The organism is Bradyrhizobium sp. NBAIM08, assembly GCF_020193935.1.
Classification (GTDB): domain Bacteria; phylum Pseudomonadota; class Alphaproteobacteria; order Rhizobiales; family Xanthobacteraceae; genus Bradyrhizobium; species Bradyrhizobium yuanmingense.
Map to the genome: position 1 here is coordinate 1 of NZ_JADYVR010001263.1, position 387 is coordinate 387.

Below are 387 nucleotides of genomic sequence, written 5' to 3' on the forward strand. Positions count from 1 at the left end.
GCCAACGAGCCCGCCATCGAGCCGACGAACGACCCCGGGGCTGCCGGCCCGCGCCGCAGACGATCCGATCGACCTGCACGCCGCCTCGAATTTCCGTATCATGTTCGATAATTCGACGGGGCAGACCACGACGGAGGCCACCGATGCCGCAGACCCTCACCGCACCGACGACCGGCGACGGTCGCTTCCCGTTCCCGTTGCCCTTCGGGTGGTTCTCGCTCGGGCGGCTCGACGAGCTGAGCCCGGATCCCGTGTTCCGCACCGAGGCGATGGGGCTGGACCTCGCGGTCTGGCGCGACGGCGACGCGTTCAACGTCTTCGACGCGTACTGCCCGCACCTCGGGGCGCACTTCGGCGTCGGCGGGCGGGTCGAGGACGGCTGCCTCG

1 protein-coding gene is annotated in these 387 nt (G+C 70.8%); it reads left to right on the forward strand.

Annotation, left to right across the window (positions count from 1 at the left end; translation table 11 throughout):
- Window positions 1-143: 143 nt before the first annotated feature.
- Window positions 144-387, forward strand: a 244-nt coding sequence (locus I6F37_RS44440) for a Rieske 2Fe-2S domain-containing protein (protein ID WP_225155049.1), incomplete at its 3' end; no start/stop codon positions are given.